Genomic DNA, 25,361 nt, shown 5'->3' on the forward strand with positions numbered 1-25,361 from the left:
TGTAAGCCGGTCTGAGGGCTTTTCTACAGGAGGGCTTTATGTTTGTATGGGTTACTTATAGGAGGTTTCTTTAAGCTGCTACTGCAAGCTCAAATACTTCTTTGTTCTTACTGGTCTCTACTTTCAAGGCTGAGGCTATAACGTGATAATCATAGACCCCTGCAAGCATCAGCATAACCATAAGTTCTAAGGTTGCCTTGTATGCGCTCAAAGCTGCCTTATGGTCAGAGGCTACCAAGTGAGACATAAAGGTAGACCGTCCTCCTGTAAGCTCCTTACTGGCATAACCAGCAGTAGCCCTCTGAGCCAGCTTTGAGAAGTTAGAGACCTCATGGCCTTTCATATTGATAAGACCATTTACAGCAGCATTAGCTACAAGCTCCTTCATTCTCAGCTCTACCTTCTTGGTCTCAGCTATCAGGGCTTCAGGTATGGCTACAGTGTTGGCGATAAGTGAGGCTTCAAGTGATTGACCATTAGCAGCAGCCTTGAAGCAGTCAAAGACAGCATCGTAGAAGTCGTCATCAATCCAAGCGGCGTACTTGTAGACGGTCTTTTCGTTAGCGTATGTAAGGTTTTTACCTTTAGTAAAGCACGGGACAAATTTGTCCCGTGCTTTATTGCGAGTAAACTTGCTTGGTTTCTTATTCTCAGCAGCACCACTAGCTTTGAAGACATCATTAAGACAGTACAGAGTTTTGTCTTCAGGATGCTGTTTAACTTCTACAGTCTTATTGTTAAAGGTGATTTTCATTCTTGGTTCTTCTCAATGATTAGGGCTTCAGGTATGGCTACAGTGTCTACCTTTCAAAGTGATAATCTGCAAATTTGCAGAATTAAAAGGGGGGATTTCACCCCTTTTAGCTTTCCGAACTCTTTTGGCTTATGCTTCTCAATGATTAGGGTCACTGTACGCTTCTGACCTGAGTGGTCAAATTGACCACCAAGCTTGTCTTCAGGATGCTGTTTAACTTCTACAGTCTGGTGATTTTCATTCTAGGTTCTTCTCATTAATTAAAAAAACTGAGGGACTACAGTAGCCCTTGGGTCTATCTTGTTTCTTTCTACCATTACCTTGATAGAAGTGCCTTCAAAGGTCAGACCATGTAATTTAATATGGTATGCATGCCGCCATTGATTAAGCTTCTTCTGTACTGACTTAGCGTCTTCATTCAAGAAGGTAAATTCTGTTTGTGCTTTCATTATCCAAATGTCCTCCCAAGTGCTGCACTAAAACCTTTCCATCTCTCTTCCTTTTCAACCTCTAAGTAGGCTTCAAGTGAACCATGCTTCTCAACTCCAGCATTAATAGAGAGTGCTTCTGTGTGGTCTGCTAAAAGCTCTTCTTCAAGCCTTGACACTAAGGTATATGTAAAGACTCTCTTTGCAGGCTCACCTATTGAGAGACCTTCTTGCTTCCTCTGAGTCTTAACTACATAACCTCTAGTTACAAGATTCTGTAAAGCTCTATGTACGGCTTGCTGACTTCTATTTACGACTTCAGTCAGCGCATAGACTGTAACCTGTGGGTACTCTGAGTACTCCATAGCTTCCAGTATGGCTAATTGCTGCTTGCCTAAGCCTTTACTCATGTTATTACTATCCTATTTAAGTGTTGTATTACGTACTACAGCATTTAACTTTAAGCTGCCTGATAGTGGACTATTAGTTGCTTGGTATTCTCATCTACTTCAGAGTTAATAAACTCCTTGATTAGCTGATTGACCTTCCTATTAATCTCACCCTTAGTAAGATGATTAAGTACTACAAAGTCATTAGCTCCTACTTGAATATTACAGTACCTAGAGTTATTCCTTGGGTCTTTCTTCACAGCACAGTCAAAGCTTAAACTCTTATACTTTCTGCTCATTCTTATAGCTCTCCTGTAGCAAGACCACCTTCAAACACTCAAGCTCTAACTCTTTTAAAACTACCTGAGCCTTAAGTGTCTCCAATCGGTTAGACTCATAGACATCAGGAAGCATTATTATATTAAATTGAGCTTGCATATCGCTTACAGCTTCATAAGTAGACCAAGGGTCATAAGTCAAAGGGTTACTACTGGTCATTTCTTGCAGCAGCTTAGAGCCTGAATTGGTAAAATCTTTCAGGGTCTCAATTAATTCAGTTTTCATACTTCATTTATTCCAGACACAAGGAAGCTCAGAGCTAGCCCTGTGTCCTTACTTTAGGTTTAGGTTTAGGCGGTTGCTGAAATAGCAGCAGTCATAACTACATTGAACATACAGACAGCAAATACTACTACAGTAAATAGCGGGTCATTAGTGGTCTCTTTGTTCATTCTGTGTAACCTACAGTTAGCTCTGTCTGGTTACTCATAGCAGCCTTAATGCTGTCCTCAAGGTTAGCCTTCTTGTTTTCCAGAAGCTCTACCTCAAGCTCAGAACTATTGTTCTCTAGCATCATGTTTACTACGTCCAGCTCAGACTTAAGGCTAGCTATCTGCTTCTGCTTCTGAGCTACCCGTAGACCTACTTGCTGCTCCATTTCAAGGAGACCCTGAGCCTTGCTGTAGTTATAAGACAGATTCTCTTTAGCTTCCTTACTTTTCTCAATGGTTGTAGGAATATCCTTTAAGAACTTAGTCCAAGCTGGAAGGGTCTTAATAATTGCCCTGATTGCTTCAGTGTCTCCCATATTAATAAATCTTGAGACATGTTCTCTAAGACTCTGAAGAGCGTTATAGGTGCCAGTACCTTTAATGGTGTAATCAGCGTCTAACTCAGGGTAATAATCTGGGTGCTGTAATTTACACTCAGTACTGATACCCTCATTACCAGTAATCAGAGTGGGTACTGTTACTGTCTGAGGTCTCATGCTTGAGCAATAAGCAGAGTTAATAGCCTTTGCTTGCTCAAAACTCATGTTCTCAATGATTGAGCTTTCAGCTTCTTTAGTAATGCTTTCCATACTTCTAGTGTTTCCTGTGGTTATTGTGGTTATCTTTAATTTAAATCAATTTTATTGAGCCTTGGGTAATCTTTCCCATTAGACTACTTTTGGTCATTTGAATTTCAGCCTCAGACATTCCATAGTTGCGGAACTCATAGTCCATGCCTCCATTCTGAATAGCAGCAGCTTGAGCTTGTGACATTAAGCCGCCTGTCTGGTATTGCTGAATAATTGGATGGAGACCCATAGAAGGAGCTGAGGAGCTGACATTGCCTAGCGGCGCATACTCATAGTCAAACTCTGTGTACTCTTCTCCATCTTGGTCTATTCCGTCTCGGCTTTCGCCTGTAAAGATTAGTTGTGAACCGGACATATTTATTACTCCTGTTTATTTGTTTGTTATTGGGCTACAGCATCGGCTGTAATTCTAATTAGCGGTTGACCCTCAGCATAAACGACTATCCCTCTAGGGTTTCTGAGGTCTTGGTAAATCTGGAAGTCATCAAGATCAAAGTCTTCATCTACGAATGATAAAGAATCTTTCAGTGTCTCAAGGTATCGGCCTAAAGCCTGTCCTGAAGTCTCATCACCAATAAGCCTTGACTCCAAGTCATCTAAGAAGGGCTTAACGTCATTGCTTACAGTAATCCTCTTTGCAAATCCCAAGTAGCCACCATCAGAGACTTCAAGTTCCTGATAACTACTATTGAGAAGCTGCTCAGTAATACTAAGAGCCTTGTCTTCAGGTACTCCAAGCTGAGAGTAGGTCTTTAATAGCTGTACTGCTTGAGCCTGTACTTCAGGACTGTTAGCCAGAGACCCGCTAAGGTTTACCTCTTCTGCTAAGCCTGAGCTGTACTTAATGCTAGGCAAGCCTTGACCCTTAAGCCCTATGTACTGGTCTACTCCCTTACTCTCTCCGTGTACGTCTATAAGAGTGTCGAGTAGTAGTAGTTCATTAAATTGGGTCTCCTTACTCGTATAGTCCTTGGCAAAGCCGAGACCATCACGAATAGAGCCTACTTGCTTGAATGCCTTGTAAGACTGGAGAATAGCTAGCTTATCTGGAGACCCGTCTTGTGTCTTGGCTGTAAGTCCAAACTCTATGGCTTCCTTGATGCTTGGTACTACTCCCTGAGCTATCATTCTCTGCTTGGTCTTACTATCTGCCTCAGCATAAGCCTTATTCTGAGCCTGCTTTAGCTGAGTAGCGGTAAGCTTGCTATTGCTTGGAGCCTTACCCGTAGCCCTGAAGCTATTGAGCGCCGTAGACTCTTCAATCTTGTACTCTCTTTGCTTAACGGCCTCCTCTCGGATTGCTGCCAGCTTTACGGGAGTAAGACCAAAATCTCTAAGAGCTACTTCTGAGAGGTCATCTATCTGCTCTACTGCTCCCTTCTTGGCCAGAGCATTGAGCGTATTCAGTGAGTCATAAGACTTAATATCTGCCTCTGATTGTCTAACACGCTCCTTAATATCAGCAGGTACATCTTCATCATTAATCAAGAAGCTATTGACTCCAAATTGTCTTGGGTTAGCTTGCCAGAGTTTCACTGCTTCCTTGATAACTTCCTGCTTATTCATGCTATTAGCGTAACCAGCAGCACCGGAAGTAAGCTTACTCACAGTAGAGCTAAAAGCTTCAGGGTCTTTAGCATCAAAGGCCAATACAGAAGAGCCTCTAGTTAATCTCTCGGTCTCTGTCTTCTGCCATTGAGCTTGGCTAAAGGCTAGCTGAGTGTCTGCTTTAAGAGAGTCCGCTAGGCTGTCTCTATTGTATTCTGAGACCCCTTTGAAGTAGTCCTTACTCAGCTTATGGGTCAGAGCTATACGCTTCTCTATGGTGTCTTCTTCTGGCTGTAGCTTGGCTAGCTCTTGGCTCAAAGCCTGCTCATAAAGGGGCTTCTGGTTCTTAATCAGGAACTCATCATTAATAGAGGCTGCTTGCTTATCTGCAATGTGATTAGCTTCTATTGTGTCGCCTACTCCCTTGAATATCTGTGTACCTGCATTAATGAAGGCTGACAAAGGGTCATCAAGAGTATGGGTCTGAGCTAGTTGACCAGCTTGAATAGACCCTCTTTGTTTGGCTGCTCCTGTAGCATTTACCTTAAAGCCAAGGCTGGAGTTAATAGCAGTCTGAGACTTACGGCTAGACTTACCGCCTCCTACTTGTCTATTAGGTAATCTGTGAGAAATTAGGGTATTAGCACTCAAAGCTTAATCCCCATTACCTCAGCAGCTTTTTCAATGGCAAAGCCTAGAGTTTTAGTCCTGTTAATTACTTGCCCTTGCTGCTTGGTCAGAGCTGAAGCCAAGGCAACAATAGCTTTATGTTGCTTAGCTGTTGGTCTGAATGTGACTATAGCAGGAGTAGTATTAGGTTTATCTTCTGTATTCATAATAGAGTCTGGTACTTGAATTGAGTTTTAATACAAAAATAAAAGCCAACACCAATAGACCACAGAGGACTATCAGTATTGGTATTAATCACGAGTGCAAGTAATGATTAATTGTTAGCTCTCCAGTCTTGATACGCTGGAAGAAGGAAGGTCATATCTAGGGAGAGCTGACAGTTAATCATTAGGAAAAGCAGACAGTTTAACTACTTGTCTAGGTAGTGGGTTTATGTAGGCCAACAACAGCCACAATAAACACCAAAGCAGGATAGCAACAAACCTTTAACCTAGAATGAAGGAAGTTAAAGGGGACAGACTACTACTACACCATTGGCGGGGGAGAAGGTAAGAAGTAATAGTCTGTCCTCAACGTGTTCCGTTAGGTAATCAAGCCTAACTATAAGACAGCTTGTTATTGTTATTATGTTCTGTCTATAAGTTAGGAATTAATACAGAAGGGAGACCAGAGGCTAGTTCTTTGCTCAGCTTGATGACAGCCTTCTTTTCAGACTTGCTGTCTTCGTTAGTAAGGATTTTAAGAACACGGTCTTTGAAGACAGCATTCTTTTCTTCCATGAGCTTGTATACATTAGTGAAGCCAACGGTTTCACAATCAGTCAGGGAGCCAAACTTAGGGAGTTGTCTTAGGTTTTTAATCGCAGAACTACTTGGAACTTTAAACCCTTCGTTAGCCAATTTTTTGAAAAGTTGGCTAACGGCATCACCGAAAGCATTATTACTTTCATAATGACCCCTCAGCTCATTAAGCAGTTCGCCTATCCGATATTGAACTTCCCGCTTACTTGATGCCTCGCTAACGTCAGCCTTCTTGTCCTATTAGGGTAAAGAAATACCAGCTTCTTCCAAAGCAGATAACATTTTGCGGAGATTCTTCAGACTGGCTGTAAGTTGGTCAGGTAGATTGAGCTGCATCTCTCTAAAACAGAGTACAGCATCCTGTTGAGACCAATCCTGAAAGGCTCTGTTAATGCTTGCAAAAGAAGCACCCGCTTGAACTTCAGGAGGAAAAGCAGCGACCATCTGGTCAGCCTCTTTCTTGAAGCTGTACCTATCGTCACCTGTCTTGTAAGCCTTCTTGGTCTCAACTTCGACATTGACCAGAGGTTTAACCTCGAAGTACTTATCTTCATCATTAGGCAGGAAATTAGGTTCAAACTCTTCGTCAGCCAGAGCGTCTACTTCAGACATGAAGGACTCAGGGTCGAATGCGAAGTCAGAAGCTATTTCTGCGAGAGGGTCTTCGTCGGTCTCGGCAGATAGCTGCTCAATGTAAGGTTGAGGCTGACCCTCATTTACGCATTTTGCGTTTTTGAGGGTTGCTGCTTTACGCTCCACAGTAGCTAACGAAGTCCCTGCTTCTTCAGCAATCTCCCTTTGTGTTAGCTCTCCAACCTTTAGCAGTTCTTCAATAAGAGCAGTTTGCGCCTTGTCACCTTCAGTATTAAAGGCAGTTACAAAGCGTTTAACTGAGGACTTGAACTTCTCAGGCATCTTTGTAACTTCGACTAACTGCTTGTATGTAACTTGCCGCTTATGCTTAGGTAGACCCTCTGTAAGAATCTCAGCAGCCATAGCTAATATCTTTTTACGGTCAGCAGCATTAAGAGCCAACATCAGAGCGTGGTCGCAGTTAGCGCTTAAAGCCTGCTGGCGAGCTTCACGCTCATCACCCTCAGCCACAACCTCGGCAGGGTAATCGTTGACTCCAGCAGCCTTATAAGCATGGAATCTATGGAAACCATCGACCAGATAGTAGACCTCAGAATGGAAGTCACTGGTCTTGTCAGTAGCTCGCACTACCTTAATAGGGTCAAGGCGGGCTTCAGGGTTATCTTCCATGAGGATTTGCAGCTCAGATAACAGTGCGTCCCTGTGTTCACCACTGCCCCTGACTCGAACTTGGGTAAGCTCAGGGTCAGCGATGAGTTTAACGAGAGATACGTCCAGAGTAATGATATTAGAGGGGCTAATTGGCATTCAGGAATGAGACCAGACAAACATGTATAGGAGATAGCTGTAGTTTATCTAAGTAGAAGCTCTTAACAATTAGTGTATATACCGGCTAACTTTAAGTCTGTCTTAAAGGTCAATCTTTCTCTCTCTTTGCTTCTGCCTGTAGCCCCTCATATAGTCCCTCATATAATCAGAAATACGCTCTCTATTCTCCTTATTGTACTGCTTATGATACTTCCTTATTTTCTCCTTATTCTCTTCCACTTCCTTATACTGAGCTTTGTAGAGCTTGCAGCATTCCTTACAGTGATTCTTATAACCGTCTCTAGTTGGCTTCATCTTATGAAACTCAGAGTAGGGCTTAATGCTCAGACATTTAGTGCATTGCTTTGTCATTGGGCTATAAACTCTTTGCTAATAATCTATTAGTCAGGATATAGACCCTATGCTTTAGCCCTGAGTTGGAGACCATGAGGCTAATTGATGTTTATTACCTTCCTAGTCCTATCGCTTCCAGTTGGACTTAGAGTTTAGCCTTGAGTTGGACATACAGTTTAGCCTTATAGTAAGGGCTACTTGAGGTCAGGCATTGAGTAGGACTGTAGGTAGGACTTAGAGTTAGCTATTAGCTCTGATAGTCAGACTTATAGTAGTAGTATTGGAGGAGGATAACTAAGGAGGTAATAACTGTAATAGTCAAGGCTGATAGTCATAGGACTATTGAGGATATAACTATAGTAGTGGAGAGCTGATAGTCAGGCTTATAGTTATAGGACTAGGAAGGTAATAATAGAGGAGGAGACTTTAATAGGGACTTAAACAAGACTCATACTTAAGGAACTATGAGGTAACTTTAAGTATGTAACTATATGTCTGACCTATAGCCATAAATGTCTATAAGTTAGGATTAAATCAGGTATAGGTATAAATGAGTACAAAAGCCAGGACTAATAGGTGTTAATAGCTAGACATATAGATAACACTAAGTATTCAGTAGGTAACAGTCAGTAGGCGCTTATAGCTATAACTGTAGGTAACTATATGTAGTTAATACACCTTACGTTAACCGTAACTTCTACGTAGATACAGGCTAGTCACCCTAATAGAAGACAAAGGATGCATTTAGGTAGCTGTGAGTTAAGCAGGAAGTTTAAGCTGTGAGGTAAGCTGTGAGGTAAGCTGTGAGTCAGACTTACAGGTACTCTTAGACGCAAGGCTCCATGTACCGCTAGACCAGTACAAAGGTAAGACCTCAAGTGTACCGCTAGACCAATACAAAACATTAAGCCCTCTGAGAGCCATTCTTAGAGCTAACCCTTAGCCCTTGCTTGCAGCCTCTTAACGCTACTGACAGAGATATTTAAAGCCTTACCTGTCTCACTGATAGATAGACCAGAAGCCCTTAACTCTACCACCTTATCCTGTAACTCTTGGTCTAATGAAGGTCTGCCTAGAGCCTTACCTTCAGCCTTAGCTCTCTCCAAGCCCTCCTTGGTACGCTCTCTAATCCTATTTCTCTCAAACTCAGCCACAGCAGCCATTACTTGCACCTGAAGCTTACCAGCAGGAGAGTTAAGGTTAATGTTCCCAAGGTCTAGGCTAATGACAGCTATCTCTTTGCTTGCTAATAGTTCCAAGATAGACAACACATCAATCATATCTCTACCAAGTCTATCTAGCTTAAGGACTAAGAGTGTGTCTCCAGCCTCCATACGGTCTTCTACAAGCTTCTTAAAGTTAGCTCTTTGCATTGCCATAGTTGAGCCTGAGATAGTCTCTGTGACCACTCTATGAGGCTCTACGTTAAAGCCTGCATTATTGATAGCTAATATCTGGTTAGCTGTGGTCTGCTCTGTGGTGGACACTCGGCAATAGGCGAAGATTCTGGTCATACTGCTTAGCTCAGGTAGCTCTAAAACGTGTAGCTATCTTAGAGCCATAGCTCAGAATAGTAAAGCTATATTTAGAGCCAAGTATTGAGACCCTGTTACCAGTAGCTCTAATACGGATGATTTTGAGCTAGGCTCAGAGCTAGTCTTGTGGTCTACTTTGGGTATGGCTCTTGGGTATGGCTCAAGGATAGTGTAGCTATCGTTACCCTAGAGCTAGTCTTGTGGTCAGGCTGTGTACCTGTGGTCTGACCGCCTCTACTGGTCAACTTCTAGCCACCCTATACGGGGTAAACCTGCCGTTTTGTTCTCTCTTATGACCCAAAGCTAGCGAGCAATAAAACATGGTGTATTACAAATAGCTAGACTGCGAGGCTCTTCTATAAGTTAGGATTAAATACCTGAGTAAAACGGTAAGCCTGCCCTCACAAGGAGGGCTAAGAGTTTTGATATGGAACTTTAAGCATAGCCTCAAGCCAAGACTCATAGCTGACCACTTGGTAACACCTAACACCCTTTGGTCTCTAAGACGGGGGAGTCTCAGTAGAAGACCCTTCTGTCTAACTCATAGACCCCATTTAACCCACTGATAACCCTACCTATTGTCATAGGCTGAATTATTTAAGAAGTGCTTGCCTTGGTCTTCAGTGTCAAGGTCTTATCCCTGATTGCCTCGGCTAGTTCCTGTAGTCTGTGTGCTTGTTCCATTGTGTAGTTAATCATGGTGTCATAACTCAAGGTGACATCTAAGGTGGTGACATTGTGCTTTAGGTGACATTAACTGTCAAGCCTATATTGTTGTCACCACAAAGACACCTATCCATAAGGTGACATATAACGGTCGTTTGTTGACACTATGGTTTATGGTCTCAGTCAGGCGTAGCTGATTTAGCTACTCATCTTAAAGTCTGCTGGTGGTCTGACCATGCGTACCTGATTTGGGTACTCATCTTTTCATCAGGGTCTACTTTCTGTGGTCTGCTGCTGGTGGTCTACTTGGGCTTTCCACAATTTGTGTAACGCTATTTGTCTGACCTCAAGGCAAGCCCCCCCGCCATATGGGGTAAAGGGGTACGGGACTCCTACTAATAAGTAGGCTCTCAGATTTTTTACAGTAAAAGCTGGTCTGACTTTATGCCTACCACCAGCGAATAGCAGACAGGGGTACGGGTAGAAATTAGCCTTTGAGTCCCGCCTATGGCAGACAGGACTATATGGACAGGGTTATACAGCTTCCGACATAACAGGAACGACACAATCAGGAAAACTAGCAGCTAGTACTGCATCGTATAGCTGACTGATTGTTTTACCCTTGGAGTACAGTCCATAGGACATTGACATATTCCTTTCGTGTCCAAGGATAAAGGTTGCTGTCTCTTCTGGCACGTTCCCACGCTCAAAGGCTGTAGCCGTATGAACTCGTAAACTGTGAAATGCTTTATCTCTGGATGTTACACCATGCTTTTTCTTGACCCGTCCGAACCACTTAGAGAAAGCATCAGACCTTTTACCGTCTTCTCGTGTGCTTAGTGCTGGAAATAGGTAGTCCCCTTTGGTCTTCTCTGCCTGCTGTAAAACCTCACCAGCAATCCAAGGGTGTAAAGGGACTAGCCGTGTCGCTGCTTTGGTCTTGCCTTCTCTAATGGAAATATAAGGGACACCGTTTTCATCTTTGACGTCCTCAGACCTGAGTTGGCAGAGTTCTTCAATACGACAACCTGTCACAAGCCCCATCATTGGTATGAGCCTACGTTCTACTTTTGGTTGTTCCATGATGTCAGCGAATATGGCTGACAGTTCGTGGTCTGCGAACAGTTGGTAGCTCTGAGTGTCCTTTGTGCTGATACTGTGCTTATCAAAAGGGTTATTACCTTCCGGTATTTCTTCAAGGTCTACTGCATAATTCCAGATACCACGCAAAGCAGATAGGTAATTTTTCTTGGTCTTGCCTGCTGCGTCCAACTGTGAAAGCCAGTGCTTGACTTGTTTACGTGTGATTGATGTCAACGGGGTATCTTTGAGACCCATAGAAAAAAGCAGAGAAGTGACAGCTAAGTCTATTTTTCCCAAGTCCTTAACAGATTTAAGGGTCTGCGCTTTGAACTCTTTGTAAGGCTTTGCAGCGTCTTTCAGGGAATAACCGAACTCAGGGTATTGTGTGCCATACATAAAGGTATTGGCAGCTTTTATATCTGCTTCGTTGAAACGTTCGCTGTAGTCGGGGTCTATGATTATCTGGCTTCGTTCCCATGCATGCTCATAGTTGGGGTCATTCTGAAGAATAGACAGCCGCCATAAATAATTAGCTCTATCCGAGTCCTCTTCACAAGCTTCTATTTTCCTGTGGATTTCTGCAAGAAGCATATCCCTTCTGATTCTGGCTGTTTTGATGCAGGATGTACCCAAAGACTTAACGTAGAACTTTGAGCCTCCTGTAATGTGCCTGGCGTGTTCTGGTATGCGCTTATGGATAAACCAGACATTGCGCTTTAGCTGCAAATGTTTATTGTCTGACATACAACCACTATCTGTACGTTCGTAATAGCTTATTGTTACCACATTTGTTACCACGCACAATAGCTTTAAACCCTTACATCAAAGGCTTTGCGGCCTTCAGGCTTGCTTTGAATAGTCTCCCTGTCCCTCCGCCACTTCTTATTTGCCCTGTTTAACCAGTCATAATCATCTGAACTGTAAGCCCTCATCAATGCACTGCGCACCACCATATCCTGTATAAGTCTCCCCTGCCCTATACCACTGCAACTCCCTTTCCGGTAACCTAACGACCATTTACTACTAATGGGCCGACAGAAGCACCAGGTTCACAACACCCCCCGCTTGCCCGCCCCGCCAACGGTTACCCTTTATGTCGCAAAAACTCACCCTCGAAACCCTCGAATCCTGGCTCTGGGAGTCCGCCAATATCATGCGTGGCTCCATCGACAGCTCCGACTTCAAGAATTACATCTTCGGTCTGATCTTTCTCAAGCGGTTGAACGACGTATTTGAGGAACGGGTCGCCGCCATTATGGCCGATGAAGAGTGCACCCGTGCCGAGGCCATGGCGATTGAAGAAGAAGACGGTGACTACTTTGTGCCGCTGAATGCCCGCTGGGATTACATTATTGAGCGCACCGAGAATATCGGCGAGGTGATCGACGAAGCCTTTGGTGATATTGAAGCCCGCAACAGCTATCTGGAAGGTGTGCTCACCGCCATTCAGTTTGGCGACAAAGCCAAGCTGGGCGATGACTTGCTGGCCCGTCTGCTGCGCCATTTCAACCGTTATAACCTGGGCAACCAGCACCTGTACAAGGCGGATATGCTGGGCGATGCCTACGAATACCTGATCAAACAGTTTGCCGACGATGCGGGCAAAAAAGGCGGCGAGTTCTATACCCCGAAGCCGGTGGTGCAGCTGCTGGTGCGCCTGCTGGACCCGCAGCCCGGTCACACGGTGTACGACCCTACCTTTGGCAGTGGCGGTATGTTGGTGGAGAGCGCCCACCATGTGGCCGACCTGCCCGGCGGCCAGATCATGGGTCGGCCGAACGTGGCGCTCTACGGTCAGGAGCGCAACCTGGGCACCTGGGCCATCGGCAAGCTGAACCTCTACCTGCACAATATGAACGCCGACCTGCGCCGGGGGAATACCCTGGTGGAGCCGCTGCACCTGGAACAGGACAGTGTGCGTGTATTCGACCGGGTGATTGCCAACCCGCCGTTTTCCGCCAAACAGTGGTGGACGCCGCTGGAAGTCAACCTGAAAACCAAAGTGGGCAAAGACGGTAAAGAGAAAGAGGTGGCCCCCAACTACAAGAAAGAAGTCTACGACCGCTACGGACGCTTCGGCTACGGCATCCCGCCCCGTGGCTATGCCGACCTGGCCTTTGTCCAGCATATGCTGGCCAGCCTGAAAGACGATGGTCGTATGGCGGTGGTACTGCCCCACGGCGTGCTGTTCCGTGGCGGTGAGGAGGGCAAGATTCGTCAGGGGCTGCTCAAAGGCACCAGCGAGCAGCCTGGTGATCGGATTGAGGCAGTGATTGGCCTGCCGGAGGCGCTGTTCTATAACACCGGCATTCCTGCCTGTGTGTTGGTTATCAATAAGCAGAAGCCTGCCAACCTGAAGGACAAGGTGATCTTTATTGATGCCAGCGGGGAGTTTGCCGAGGGCAAGAACCAGAACAGTTTGCGGGTGCAGGATATTGACCATATTCATGAGGCGCACAGTGCGGCTTTTCATAATGGTGTGGAGGAAGAGAAATATTGTCGTTTGGTGCCGATGGGTGAGATTGCTGGTAATGATTACAACTTGAATATTGCGCGGTATATCGATACTTCGGTGGCAGATGTGCCGGTGGATATTGCTGGGGTGCTGGGTCAGTTGGCAGTTATCAGTGGGCAGTTGGCAGAAGTTGATGCAGAGTTGGATGGATATCTGCGTGAGCTGGATTTAGTAAGCATTGCGACTGCCACCGAAGTGGAGGGAGCGTGATGTCTACAGCTGCACCTGATGGGTACAAAGCAAGTCCTGTTGGAATTATTCCAGCAGACTGGAGCATCAGTAAACTCAAAGAGGCCACGGACTTGATAACCTGTGGACTCGCATCTACGCCTCGTTACGTCACATCTGGAGGCGTACCATTTTTGTCTGCACAGAACGTAAAAAATGGTACGTTGCGATTAGAAAAATACAAATGCATCTCATACTCTGATCATGCAAAGCTGTACGCCAATAATCCTCCGAAAAGGGGAGATATATTGTATACGCGTGTTGGTTCAATTGGTGAAGCAGCGATTATTGAAACTGATCTGGAGTTTTCAATTTATGTAAGTCTTACGCTTATAAAAACGGGCGCGAGACTTCATAATGAATTTCTAAAACAGCTTTTAAACTCTGCTCACTACAAGCGATTAGCTAACAACGAAGTTTATGTTGGTGGCGGTGTTGGTAATCTGAATGTCAATGTTGTTCGTGGTTGGCATGTTGCTGTTCCCCCACTCCCCGAACAAAAAAAAATCGCCCGTATCCTGTCGTCCGTCGATAGCAAGCTGGCCCTGATCGACCAGCAGATCACCACCACCCAAACCCTGAAAAAGGGGTTGATGCAGAAGCTGTTTACCCAGGGTGTCGGCACCCAGGATGCTGATGGCCGGTGGCAGCCGCATACCGATTTTCAGAAAACAGAGTTGGGGCGGATTCCGGTGGTATGGGAGGTTGCAACAATTGGCAGCATCTCAGAAAACTTTGATAACCTGAGAGTTCCTATTAAATCTGAAGATCGCCAGAATCGGCAGGGTGAATATCCATATTATGGGGCGCAAGGCATCATTGATTTTGTGGATGACTACATCTTTGAAGGTGATTATTTGCTAGTTGCGGAGGATGGCGAAAATGTCAAATCAAGAAAATATGACATAGCGCTTTATGTCTCCGGAAAATTTTGGGTAAACAATCACGCTCATATTCTGCAAAGTACTGAGTCTAGCGATCTGAGATTTCTACAGTACATGATCAATTTTATTTCGATAAAAGATTATGTAACCGGTCAAGCACAACCGAAGTTGAACAAAGCAGCTCTCATGGGAATAAAAATAAAGTTGCCACCTATTTCGGAGCAAAAGGAGATCTCTAGCACCCTCTACACCGTCGACCGCAAACTGGACCACCTGCAAACCCAAAAAGCCCAAACCCAACAACTAAAAAAAGGCCTGATGCAAAAGCTCCTGACCGGCCAAATCCGCGTACAGCCCGACCCGCAGGACCACTAACCATGGACAACCCGGAACTGGAAGGTGTGGAAAAACCCGCCATCGCCTGGCTGGTCAAACTCGGTTACACCCATCTCAGCGGTGCCGAGGTGGGCCGCCAGCAGGCGCACCGTCATATGGCACCCATTCTGGAGGATGTGCTGGCTGAACAGTTGCTGCGCCTCAACCCGTGGCTGGCGGCGCTGCAAAAAGAGAGCGGCAACAGCTCCACCGCCACCGTCCTGCGGGAGCTGCGCAAATTCTGGCAGGAGAACCTGCTGGAAGCGAACCAGAACGCCTGGGCGTCGGTGATTCATGGCAGCAATATCCAGCTCAAGGATGCCCGTGGCCGTGCCCATAGCGTCCGCTTTATGGACCAGGGCAAACCTGCTGCCAACCGCTTCCATGTGGTGGATCAGTACATTGGCAGCAACAGCGAGGGCGATGAGTTCCGGCCCGACCTGCTGCTGTTTATCAACGGCCTGCCTCTGGCAATGATCGAGTGCAAGGCCAGCCATATCAAACTGAGCAAGGGCATTAACCAGCTGCTCGCCTACCAGCACAGCCACCCGCGCCACTTTGTCTTTAACCAGGTCTGTGCGGCCATTAACCGGGGTCAGGCCCGTTACGGTGCTATCTACACGCCAGAAGCCTTCTACTTTCGCTACCGGCTGGACGATGCCGAAGAAGCGGTTGTACGACAATTGCTTGGCACAGAATCCAGCGAACAGGATCGTCTGCTGTGGGCGCTGTTTGAGCCGACCCGCTTTGTGGAGCTGGTCTGCCAGTTTGTGCTGTTTGAAGTGGAAGACGGTCGCACCATTAAAAAGCTGCCCCGTTACCAACAGTGGCGGGCGGTGCGTAAGACGCTGGCGCGGCTCACCAAGGCTGATAGCAACGGTGTGATTGGTAATGCTGGCACTGGCGGCGTGGTCTGGCACACCCAGGGCAGCGGCAAGTCCCTGACCATGGCTTATCTGGCCCGCTACCTGCGGGCTGAAAGTGTTGGCCTGAATAACCCCAGCATTCTGGTATTGACCGACCGCACCGACCTGGACCGGCAGATTTTCAATACCTTCACCAATATCGGCCTGCACCCGCTCAAGGCACCGTCGGTGGCGGGGTTACAGCAGATGCTGGGCAACGACTACGGCAGCATTTTCACCAGTACCGTGCAGAAGTTTCAGGAGCACGATGGCAAACCCATCAAAGCCGCCCGGCACGACCCGGATGAAGACAGTGCCGACCACCAAACCCGTATCCGCCGGGTAGAAGACGGTGGCAACTATTTTATCTGTGAGGACAGCAACACTAACTTCGGCCAACTGGACGACACCGGAACACCGCTGCCACCGCTCTGGCAGGAGATCAGCCGGGAAAAGGTCGATTTTCTGGTGCTCTCCACCAAGCCCAACTTCTATGTGTTGGTGGATGAAGCGCACCGCAGTCAGTACGGCTTTCTGGCGGCTTTTATGCGGGCCAGCCTGCCCAATGCCAAATTTATCGCCTTCACCGGCACCCCCATTGCCAAACACGACAAAGACACCCTGCGGGAGTTCGGTGCCGGGGACTATATCGACACCTACCGTCTGGACGAAGCCGTGGCCGATGGTGCCACCCTGCCCATCAAATACCAGGAGGGCATGACCGAGCTGACCACCGATGCCCAGCTCGATAGCGCCTTTACCGACACCTTCGGGCAGGAAGATGAAGGTCGGCAGGCGCAACTGAAACAGGCGCTGCTGAAGAGACGACGCACGGCAAGTGATCGTATCGAGGCCAATACCTGGCATCTGGTTAATCATTTTCTGTCGTCGGTCAAAGCCCGGGGGTTCAAGGGATTGCTGGTGTGCAACGGTCGGGAGATGGCGGTGCGTTATAAAGACACCCTCGACCGGCTTATGGCCGAACGGGCTGCTAATGGCCAGGAGACCTTTGAAAGCCGGGTGGTGATCTCCCTGGGCAATATCACCGACAGCCGCACCGGTGCCGATCAGGTGCAGGAAGCCGCTGGCCAATACCAACTGGATAAAAAATCGCTGCAAACCATCGAGGAGCGCATCAAGGCAGAGCGCAATGCCGGTCAGGTGCCGGTGGCGGTACCCAGCGATGAGATTCCCGCGCTGGTCAACAACCTGTTCAAGAAACCCTACGGCGATGAAAGCCAGAATGACAGCAATGCGCCCGATGGCCAGGGCATCCGGTTTTGCAATATTGGTCTGCTGATCGTCTCCGATATGCTGCTAACCGGCTGGGATGCGCCCATTGTCAGCACCCTGTACCTGGACAAACCCCTGAAAGAACACACCCTGCTACAGGCCATCGCCCGGGTGAACCGCACCCGCAAAGGCAAGAATGCCGGGTACATTGTCGACTATTACGGCGTCGTCGAGTATCTGGACGACGCCCTGAAAATATACAGCGGCGACGTGCAACCGGAGCAAATCTGGACCGATATCAACAGCGAGCTGCCAAAGCTCGAAGCAGCGCTGCAAAAGGTGCTGGACCTGTTGCCGAAAAAGCACGACCCGATCCAGGAGCCAGAACCCTTCAAGCGTGATGCGGAGCAGTACCTTGACCCGGACGTACGACTGGATGTGGTGGATGACTTTCTTGCGACCTTCAAGGCGTTTAATGCCCGCCTCGACACGGTGCTTCCCGATGAACGGGGTACCCGCTACAAACCGTTCTTTCAGGTGCTGACAGCGATCAAGGACGCGGTGCGCCAAAGCCTGCCCGATGACGCTTATCAGGGGCCACTGAGCCAGCTGGAGTCGGCCCTGCTGCAACAACTGCTGGACGATTACATTGCTGCCGATGAGGTTCGCAGCCTGATCGGGCGAGAAGTCTCCATTCTGGATGCCGGTGATATGGAGCGCCTGCGCAAGCTCAAGGCCGCAGGCAGTCAGGCGCTGGTGATGAAGAACCAGCTTAAGCACACCATTGCCGTGGGCATGCGCAAGAACCCCGGCTTCTTCGGAAAATTGCAGGAGGCGCTGGAGCAACTGCTGGCGGACGAAAAAGCCAACCGCATTGAGCAGGCGGCGTTTTTGCTGCAACTGGAGCTGTTCTGCCAGCAGGTGCGGGAGAAAGCAGCGAGCGGTCAGCAGGCCGGGTTCAATACCCCGGCCGAGGTGGCGGTATTTGACTACCTGCGCAGCCAACTGAACGATGACGGCGAAACCGCCGCCGTATGGACGCAAGCGCTGTTTGCCGATCAGGAAATCAGCCAGACCATCGCCAGCCCGGTATGGCAGGAGAAAACGGAGATTCACAAACCGCTGCAAACCTGTATTCGCAAACAGCTGCGTACCCTGGCCGGTTGGGATATGACCGTGGCTCGTCAGCACGCCACCGAACTGCTACATATATTGCTGAACAACTGACAGGACGCTCACCACCATGCCGCTGTTTGCTTACGGGACAACCACCATCGAGTGGATTTTTCAGACCGAACCGGGGCTGAAGCGGCACTACATCACCGTTGAGCGTGGTCGGCCGGTGTTGTTGAGGGGCAAAGCCATTCCCGAAGCCGAACAGCGGCAGTTAATCCGCCAGCGGGCCCGCTGGATTCGGGAGCGACTGAAGCAAGTGAACCAGCCATGCAAGGAGATGTACGTCACCGGCAGCCGGATTCTCTACCGGGGCAAAACCTGGTACTGCCAGGTGCAACCCGCTGCGGAACTGAGCAAGCCGGTGATCCGCTTTAGTAACAGCCGTTTCTTTATTCAGTCGCCCCAGGGGTACAGCATTTCCCGCAAAGCCCTGAAACCGGTGCTTGAGGGGTTTTACCGCGATAAAGCCAAAGAGAAACTGATGCCTCGCATTCGTTACTGGCAACGGGCAACGGGTTTGCAGGCGGTCTCGGCCCGGCTGTTCAAGTTCAAGGGGCGGTGGGCCAGTTGTTCCGATGACAATATCCTTGAGTTTCACCCCCGCTGTATGGAGCTGTCTCCGTCAGTGTTGGACTACGTCATTGTCCATGAACTGTGCCATACGGTGGAAAAGAGCCATAATCCGGCATTCTGGCATTTGGTGGAGAGACATTATCCACACTGGCAACGGTGCCATGGGGAGATTGAGCGGTTGGGGGTTGAGGTGTAATGATGGGTGGCATTACCAAAGGAACAGACTATGAGAAGTCGAAGGCCAGCGATGACCCGTGCCCGGGCATTACTGATTTTGCTAATGCAACGTTACCAACGGTTTGATTAACGGCTTAACCTGCTGGAAATTCATAAGCTGGCCTATCTTCTGCAATAAGTATTTGCACTTCAAATATCGTGCCTATCAGTCTTTTCGCAGGTATGCTTGAATAGCACATACAAGGCAGACTAATACAAAAACACAAACAATAAGGAAACAGAATGAGAAAAAAGCCTCTTCTCATGCTCACCACCGTAGCATCACTGGCTGCTTCAGCTCTGGTAAACGCCGGGGACAATTACAACTATTCCCATATCACTGTCGGGGCTGGATTTGGGAATTCTGAAATTGATGAACTCACCATTGATGAAACCAGCTGGTTTGTTCAAGGGGCTTATGAATTTGACGCCCTGCCGCTTATCCTTGAAGCGGGTTATGCCTACTCTTCCGTGAATGATGATGAGTTAGTCAATGTTGATGACCTTGATGGACACATCTTTTTTGTCGGCAGTAAATTCGTTATCTCGCCAACTGAGCGTCTTGACATTCTTCCCGGCATCGCTGTCGGCATAACAGAGTCGACTGTAATCCTGGGTTCTGCCGAAGTTAAAACCGAGATCATCTCCTATACTGCGTCGATGGATGTGCGATTCCATCTTGAGCGGGGCCTTTGGCTAACAACAGGTTATGCATATCAGGATTACGATGAAAAACTATTTGATGAGAGCAATGTTTTTAACATCGGTGCTGAATATGTAGTGAATGATGACTGGGCATTAGGCCTGGACTATCAAACCACTTCAGATGATAACGTCACTCGTTTATTTGCCAAGGTATTCTATTAAACAATTAACCGGCCTCTTAACCGGAGGCTGGTATCAAATCAAATGATGACGCGTATTCCAACCAACCGGGCGCCCACTCATCCTGGCGAAATGTTGCGGGAGGAGTTTCTACTGCCAATGAACATCACCCAGCAAGAGCTTGCTACAGCGATTCATGTCCCTTATCAGCGGGTCAATGAGCTGGTCAATGGCAAACGGGGGCTTACCCCGAGTACAGCCCTGCGACTTGCCCGTTTTTTTGGCATGTCCGCAGACTTCTGGCTGAACCTCCAGCAACGATGGGATCTGTTCAAGGTGCAGCAGGCTGAGCAGGATGATATTGAGCGTATAGAGTCCGTCCAACAACAAAAGCTGGCCTGAAATTTTCGTCTTTATACCAGAGAACCATTGAAGATTACTGTTCGATATCCGCTGCGTTTCCCTCCAATCTTCTGCTTATTATGTAGTACTCGCCACTAACATCCTTTGCGTAAGGGGCGACAGCACCCCTGACGCTGTTGTCAGGTAGCGTGTTACTTGCTGGCAAGGTGGTTGACGATCTGGATCAGAAGCTCTTCGCTTTTGTCGAAACGGCGATCAACCTCGTCGAAACGGCGATCAACCGCCTCGAAACGCTGGACAACCGCTTTGTTGAATGCTTTTTGTTCGGCAATAAACGCATCAATCTCTTTGAACTTCTCACGTTGTTCGTTGAGAATCAGGGAGACAACACCGTGTGTCGCTTCAAGAATTTTGTTGTTTTCGTGGAACGCATAGTCAAGAGCGTTTACCCTGGCTTCCAGTGACATAAGTACCACCTGTTTTTATTGAACGGGCCATGAGCATAGCAGACTTTGAAAGATGGTACAGAGACACCTGACACAGGTATCATTACATAATCAACGGGCGAACTCTTATAAAAACAAATGACACCGGTTGGTTCGTCCAGGGTGCTATGAACTGACAACCCTGCCTCTGGCTGACAACAGGTTATTCATACCAGGGTTATGATGAAAATAAAACATGAAAAAGTGATTTTGAAAGGCATTTATTCAACATTTGTTCTAATAATGTATATAAAAATTACCAAGGAGTTTAAAATATCTCATGCCCTCTAATGTTACCGCAAACTTCTCACTTTTTTTATTATCCAATATATCCACTCCTGCGAAAGGTAATTCCACGAGCGATAATTTCGTGAATGGTCCGGTAAAAAAAACAGCATCTACAGGAAATGATATTGTAAAAACACAAAAAAAGTTTGAATTAAGAAATACCCACAAACTTCTATTAAAAAGGAAAATTGAGAAAAAACAGCCCCCCGACATTACGAATCAACAAGACACACTCATAGAGAAAAAAGTCTCCCCCCACGCCAAGTGGTTAAAGGAACGCTCAGAGACAACAAACATCCGGCAAACAGAAGCACCCATTTACCAGCAAATCATCAGTTGCCCTCCATACCAGCGGGAAGCGGTAAAAATAAAAGAACAGAAGCCCGGCATGCTGCGGTAAAAGCCACGACACCCGATCTCAAAGACAATATCAAGAGACTTGATGAGTTCGCTGCTAACGCCAGTTCTCTGCCGGAACCGTTAAGAACATTAGCCAACGACTCAGGAAAAATGGCCTGCCGAACGGAAGTGGTCTGCAAAGCGATGGCAAGAGAGGGTATTGAGCCATCTGATCATGGGAGTCAACATCCAACATCTGCGAAGACCCAATCATCACACAGCCGCCAGAAAAGAGGCTGGTTTGGGGTAGATGAAGAGAAACTGGCGGCAGAAATGGGTCCTTATGTACAAAATATAACAGCAGTGCTGGCTGGTAAACTTCAACGAGGCCTTGTTACCATTGAAAGCATGGTAGAAAACGCGACAAACCATGTAATCACAACTACTGACGGCTTCGCAGACAGGGTAGACAATGTCGAAAACATGGTTAGAAATGCAACTCAGCATGTGATGACCACCACTGACGGCTTTTCTGGTCAAGTGGCAGATATTGAGTTAATGGTGAAAAACGCCACACTGCATGTGATGACGACAACCAATGGCTTCTCTGACCGGGCTGAGGGCATTGAGGGCATGGTAAGAAATGCTTCTCAATACGTAATCCGTTCAATCGATGGTTTTTCCGACGACGCACTCGCAATGAAAACCATGGTCAAAAATGCCACTGAGGATACTCAGGAAACATCGTCCTATGTGAAAAAAGTAATTGAAGAAAGTGAAGAAAACCTGAAGCTCTATATTTATTTCAGCGGTGCCTTTATTCTTGCCACTGGCTTGATTTGTCTATTAACCGCTGGATGCTGCCATTGCCGTCGTTCAAGGCACTCCCTTGAGTTAACCATTGATAAGCGCAAAGTAGCTGATGATCAACGATTTCTACTGGAACTGGGACATCAGTTAATCACACGACCCGCAAGTGGCAACCCTGTTGATTACAAAATCTCCCGAAACAGCAATCGTTATACGATTGAAATCAATAGTAGTGATATTGTTATCCAGGCTATGCTTAAAGATGCCTTCAAGGATGTGCAGGAAAAGGAATCACCATCAGAAATCTCACCGATGATGGACAGTGATCTTTCGCTACCTGCTTCTCCTGAAGCACAGCAAACATCTGGCAGGAAAAAAAGTCGAAAAATGAGAAATCCTGACTCCATTAAACTCCAGGCGAAGGTAACGATTATTCCGGACGGCACTGCTTCAGGCAATAAAGAAACCAGCTTTTGAGCAAAATATGACGGTTATTCCCCCTTATACTATCCCGCTTACGCAACATATTGACTGGTTTGAGTTAAATGGGGAACTTTTACCAGAGGAAATGATCTTAGGCTGTAGTTCAATTATTCAATAATTCAATGTACAGTCCAATTTCTTATATTCAATTACAGCCAGATTCTGGTCGATTGTCCTCAGTCCATGGTGTCACTGTTTCCGAATCTGTCGCATCAGGGCAGGCCTTCTCCCGTGGTGTTGCAAGTGCAGACTCTATTCCATGTCACATACGTACTGATGAGATGGCTGAAAACCACTTTCATCAGCAAACGGTGCCTTTTCATAATCCATTTCATGATTCCCGTTTTAAAAAAAGGTCGGTGGCCGTCGTTGTCAGCCATGCCATAAAAGGTCCTCCACTTCACTTACCGGTCACGACAGATGCACAAAAGGATCAACCTGCTCCTGCCTATATTCCTGAAAATGAACATTTTTCGATCCAGTCAATTTTGGGTTTAGGTCCATCATCCCTGCAAGACCCATCAGTTGATAACAACCGAGGTCAGAAGTCTGACGAAAGTTGCTCATTACCAATTCAACGTAAAAGCAGTCGCAACCAGAATAATCCCGCATACGCACAGCGCCAAAGGGAACGCGCAAGGGAGCGCAAAAAGGAGCTTCGCAAAGACCCTGCTTACGTACAACGTCAAAACGAGCGTACAAGGGAACTCAGAAAGGAGCATCGCAAAGATCCCGTTTTCGTTGAACGCGAAAGAGAGTACCGCAGGGAATACCAAATGAAGCGTCGCAGAGAGTTACGCAAAGACCCCGCTTACGTTGAGCGCGAAAGGAAGTATTATAGAGAATACCAGAGGAAGCGTCTTAGGGAGTTACGCAAAGACCCCGCTTACGTTGAGCGCGAAAGGAAATATTATAGGGAATACCAGAGTAAGCGTCGCAGGGAGTTTCGCAAAGACCTCACTTAAGCAGGGCGGAAAAGGGAATGCTAACAGCCCCCGCTTCTTACGCAGCTATTATTTATAACAATTCCACCATTAATCATTGCAAATTCTTGTGCCAGGTTACACCACATATTGAATGGGTTATGTTAAGGAGGAACTTTTACCAGAGGAAGTTATCTTAAGCTGTAGTTCAATTATTCAATAATTAAATAATTTAATGCATAGCTCTATTTCTTATGTTCAATTACAAGCAGATTCTGGTCGACTCTCTTCAGTCCAGGATGTCACTATTTCCGAATCTGGTGCGTCAGGGCAGGCCTTCTTCCGTGGTGTTGCAGAAGCAGACTCTGTTCCATGTCCCATGCCTACAGATGAGATAACTGAAAACCACCTTCATCAGCCAGCGGTGCCATTTCATAATCCATTTCATGATTCCCGTTTTAAAAAAAGGTCGGTAGTCATCGTTGTCAACCATGCCATAAAAGATCATCCACTTCATTTACCGGTCAGGACAGAAGCACAGAATGATAACCCTGCTCCTGCCTATATTCCTGAAAATGAACGGTTTTCGATCCAGTCAATTTTGGGTTTAGGTCAATCATCCCCGCAAAACTCATCGGTTGTTGATAACAACCCTGGTCAGAAGTCTGACGAAAGTTGCTCACTACCAATTCAACGTCAAAGTAATCGTTATCAGAATGACCCCGATTACGTAAAACGACTCAGACCCCGTCAAGGAAAGCACTGCCAGAGTGACCCCGATTACCTGAAACGCCTCAGGCCCCGTCAAGGGAAGCGCTGCCAGAATGATCCCGAAAACATACAGCGCGAAAGGGAGCGCGTAATGGAGCGCAAAAAGGAGCTTGGCAAAGATCCCGCTTACGTTGAACGTCAAAGGGAGTACTATAGGAATTATTGCAAGAATAATCCCGCTTACGTAGAACGCAAAAAGATTCGTCAAAAGGAGCGCTACCAGAATGATCCTGCTTACGCACAGCGCCAAAGGGAGTACCAAAAAGAGCTTCGCAAAGATCCCGCTTACATTGAGCGTCAAAGGGAGTACTATAAGAATTACCGCAAGAGTAATCCCGCTCACCTGGAACGCATTAAGACTCTTAAAAAGGAGCGCTACCAGAATGACCCCGCTTATGCACAGCGCGAAAGGGAGCGCGTAAGGGAGCAAATGAGGAAGCTTCGCAAAGACCCTGCTTACACCCTACGTGAAAGGAAGCGCCAAAGGGAGCGCTACCATAATGACCCTGCCTACGCACAGCGCGAAAGGGAGCGCGTAAGGGAGCAAATGAAGAAACTTCGCAAAGACCCTGCTTACGCACAACGTGAAAGGGAGCGGAAAAAAGAGCTTCGCAAAAATCCCGCTTAAGCATGGCAAAAAGGGAGCGCTACCAGCCCCCGCTTCTTACGCAGCTATTACTTATAACAATTCCACTTAATCATCAAAAATTCTTATGCCAGGCTACACCATATATTGAATGGGTTGTGTTAGAGGAGGAACTTTTAAAAGGGGATGTGATCATAAGCTATAGTTCAATAATTCAATAGCTCAATAATTTAATGCAAAGTCCTATTTCTTATGTTCAATTACAGGAAAATCCTGGTCAATTTTCTTCAGTCCGGGATGTCACTTTTTCTGAATCTGGTGCATCAGGGCAGGCCTTCTCCCGTGGTGTTGCAGAAGTAGACTCCATTCTATACCCCATGCGTACAGATGAGATAACTGAAAACCACTTTCAGCAGCCAACAGTGCTTTTTCATA

The 25,361-nt window shown here is 47.0% G+C and carries 22 protein-coding genes; 10 read left to right on the top strand and 12 right to left on the bottom strand.

Annotated features, from left to right (window positions below):
• Positions 1 to 70: 70 nt before the first annotated feature.
• From KDK13_RS18620 to KDK13_RS18670, 11 genes are all read right to left on the bottom strand, one after another.
• Positions 71 to 754, bottom strand: coding sequence for a hypothetical protein (locus tag KDK13_RS18620; RefSeq protein WP_257286506.1), 684 nt, complete (start codon positions 752 to 754; stop codon positions 71 to 73).
• A 260-nt stretch (positions 755 to 1,014) separates the two neighbouring features.
• A complete protein-coding gene (locus KDK13_RS18625; protein WP_257286507.1) occupies positions 1,015 to 1,203 on the bottom strand; it encodes a hypothetical protein in 189 nt (62 codons plus the stop codon).
• Positions 1,203 to 1,592, bottom strand: a complete 390-nt coding sequence (locus tag KDK13_RS18630) for a helix-turn-helix domain-containing protein (protein ID WP_257286508.1) — start codon at positions 1,590 to 1,592, stop codon at positions 1,203 to 1,205. The genes KDK13_RS18625 and KDK13_RS18630 overlap by 1 nt, the downstream gene beginning before the upstream one ends.
• 261 nt (positions 1,593 to 1,853) lie before the next feature.
• The gene (locus tag KDK13_RS18635; RefSeq protein WP_257286509.1) at positions 1,854 to 2,135 is read right to left on the bottom strand and encodes a hypothetical protein; all 282 of its coding nucleotides are present in this window, start codon (positions 2,133 to 2,135) and stop codon (positions 1,854 to 1,856) included.
• A 163-nt stretch (positions 2,136 to 2,298) separates the two neighbouring features.
• Positions 2,299 to 2,931 (bottom strand): hypothetical protein, encoded by a 633-nt coding sequence (locus KDK13_RS18640; protein ID WP_257286510.1) that lies wholly within the window; start codon positions 2,929 to 2,931, stop codon positions 2,299 to 2,301.
• 40 nt (positions 2,932 to 2,971) lie between these two features.
• Positions 2,972 to 3,286 carry a hypothetical protein gene (locus KDK13_RS18645; protein WP_257286511.1) on the bottom strand — a complete coding sequence of 105 codons (315 nt, stop codon included), beginning with the start codon at positions 3,284 to 3,286 and terminating at the stop codon, positions 2,972 to 2,974.
• Between the two features lie 26 nt (positions 3,287 to 3,312).
• The gene (locus KDK13_RS18650) at positions 3,313 to 4,941 is read right to left on the bottom strand and encodes a hypothetical protein (protein WP_257286512.1); all 1,629 of its coding nucleotides are present in this window, start codon (positions 4,939 to 4,941) and stop codon (positions 3,313 to 3,315) included.
• 185 nt (positions 4,942 to 5,126) lie between these two features.
• Positions 5,127 to 5,315 (bottom strand): hypothetical protein, encoded by a 189-nt coding sequence (locus KDK13_RS18655; protein ID WP_257286513.1) that lies wholly within the window; start codon positions 5,313 to 5,315, stop codon positions 5,127 to 5,129.
• Between the two features lie 834 nt (positions 5,316 to 6,149).
• On the bottom strand, positions 6,150 to 7,310 hold the full coding sequence (locus KDK13_RS18660) for a hypothetical protein (RefSeq protein WP_257286514.1): 1,161 nt from the start codon (positions 7,308 to 7,310) through the stop codon (positions 6,150 to 6,152).
• 1,286 nt (positions 7,311 to 8,596) lie between these two features.
• Complete coding sequence (locus KDK13_RS18665; RefSeq protein WP_257286515.1) at positions 8,597 to 9,178, bottom strand: recombinase family protein; 582 nt, start codon at positions 9,176 to 9,178, stop codon at positions 8,597 to 8,599.
• Between the two features lie 1,221 nt (positions 9,179 to 10,399).
• On the bottom strand, positions 10,400 to 11,692 hold the full coding sequence (locus tag KDK13_RS18670) for a tyrosine-type recombinase/integrase (protein ID WP_257286518.1): 1,293 nt from the start codon (positions 11,690 to 11,692) through the stop codon (positions 10,400 to 10,402).
• Positions 11,693 to 12,041: 349 nt separating this feature from the next.
• On the opposite strand from KDK13_RS18670, the gene KDK13_RS18675 reads away from it, so the two are divergent.
• The 6 genes from KDK13_RS18675 to KDK13_RS18700 all read left to right on the top strand — a co-directional run bounded on the left by KDK13_RS18675 (position 12,042) and on the right by KDK13_RS18700 (position 20,280).
• Complete coding sequence (locus KDK13_RS18675) at positions 12,042 to 13,673, top strand: class I SAM-dependent DNA methyltransferase (protein ID WP_257286519.1); 1,632 nt, start codon at positions 12,042 to 12,044, stop codon at positions 13,671 to 13,673.
• Positions 13,673 to 14,950 carry a restriction endonuclease subunit S gene (locus KDK13_RS18680; protein WP_257286520.1) on the top strand — a complete coding sequence of 426 codons (1,278 nt, stop codon included), beginning with the start codon at positions 13,673 to 13,675 and terminating at the stop codon, positions 14,948 to 14,950. Before KDK13_RS18675 ends, KDK13_RS18680 begins: the two co-directional genes overlap by 1 nt.
• Before the next feature lie 2 nt (positions 14,951 to 14,952).
• A complete protein-coding gene (locus KDK13_RS18685) occupies positions 14,953 to 18,315 on the top strand; it encodes a type I restriction endonuclease subunit R (RefSeq protein WP_257286521.1) in 3,363 nt (1,120 codons plus the stop codon).
• A gap of 16 nt (positions 18,316 to 18,331) precedes the next feature.
• Positions 18,332 to 19,033, top strand: a complete 702-nt coding sequence (locus KDK13_RS18690; protein ID WP_257286522.1) for a M48 family metallopeptidase — start codon at positions 18,332 to 18,334, stop codon at positions 19,031 to 19,033.
• Positions 19,034 to 19,296: 263 nt separating this feature from the next.
• Positions 19,297 to 19,920, top strand: coding sequence for a porin family protein (locus KDK13_RS18695; protein WP_257286523.1), 624 nt, complete (start codon positions 19,297 to 19,299; stop codon positions 19,918 to 19,920).
• A gap of 42 nt (positions 19,921 to 19,962) precedes the next feature.
• Complete coding sequence (locus KDK13_RS18700; protein ID WP_257286524.1) at positions 19,963 to 20,280, top strand: HigA family addiction module antitoxin; 318 nt, start codon at positions 19,963 to 19,965, stop codon at positions 20,278 to 20,280.
• Positions 20,281 to 20,432: 152 nt separating this feature from the next.
• Here the strand turns inward: KDK13_RS18700 and KDK13_RS18705 are convergent, their stop codons facing one another.
• A complete protein-coding gene (locus KDK13_RS18705) occupies positions 20,433 to 20,708 on the bottom strand; it encodes a hypothetical protein (protein WP_257286525.1) in 276 nt (91 codons plus the stop codon).
• A gap of 298 nt (positions 20,709 to 21,006) precedes the next feature.
• Between KDK13_RS18705 and KDK13_RS18710 the strand changes: the two genes are divergently transcribed.
• The 4 genes from KDK13_RS18710 (at position 21,007) to KDK13_RS18725 (ending at position 24,968) form a co-directional block, all read left to right on the top strand.
• Complete coding sequence (locus KDK13_RS18710; protein ID WP_257286526.1) at positions 21,007 to 21,414, top strand: hypothetical protein; 408 nt, start codon at positions 21,007 to 21,009, stop codon at positions 21,412 to 21,414.
• Complete coding sequence (locus KDK13_RS18715) at positions 21,351 to 22,640, top strand: hypothetical protein (RefSeq protein WP_257286527.1); 1,290 nt, start codon at positions 21,351 to 21,353, stop codon at positions 22,638 to 22,640. Before KDK13_RS18710 ends, KDK13_RS18715 begins: the two co-directional genes overlap by 64 nt.
• Positions 22,641 to 22,816: 176 nt before the next feature.
• Entirely contained in the window at positions 22,817 to 23,611 is a 795-nt protein-coding gene (locus KDK13_RS18720; protein WP_257286528.1) for a hypothetical protein, read from the top strand.
• A gap of 193 nt (positions 23,612 to 23,804) precedes the next feature.
• Positions 23,805 to 24,968 carry a hypothetical protein gene (locus KDK13_RS18725; protein ID WP_257286529.1) on the top strand — a complete coding sequence of 388 codons (1,164 nt, stop codon included), beginning with the start codon at positions 23,805 to 23,807 and terminating at the stop codon, positions 24,966 to 24,968.
• Positions 24,969 to 25,361 lie beyond the last annotated feature (393 nt).

This window comes from Endozoicomonas sp. SESOKO1, assembly GCF_024606265.1.
Taxonomy (GTDB): Bacteria; Pseudomonadota; Gammaproteobacteria; order Pseudomonadales; family Endozoicomonadaceae; genus Endozoicomonas.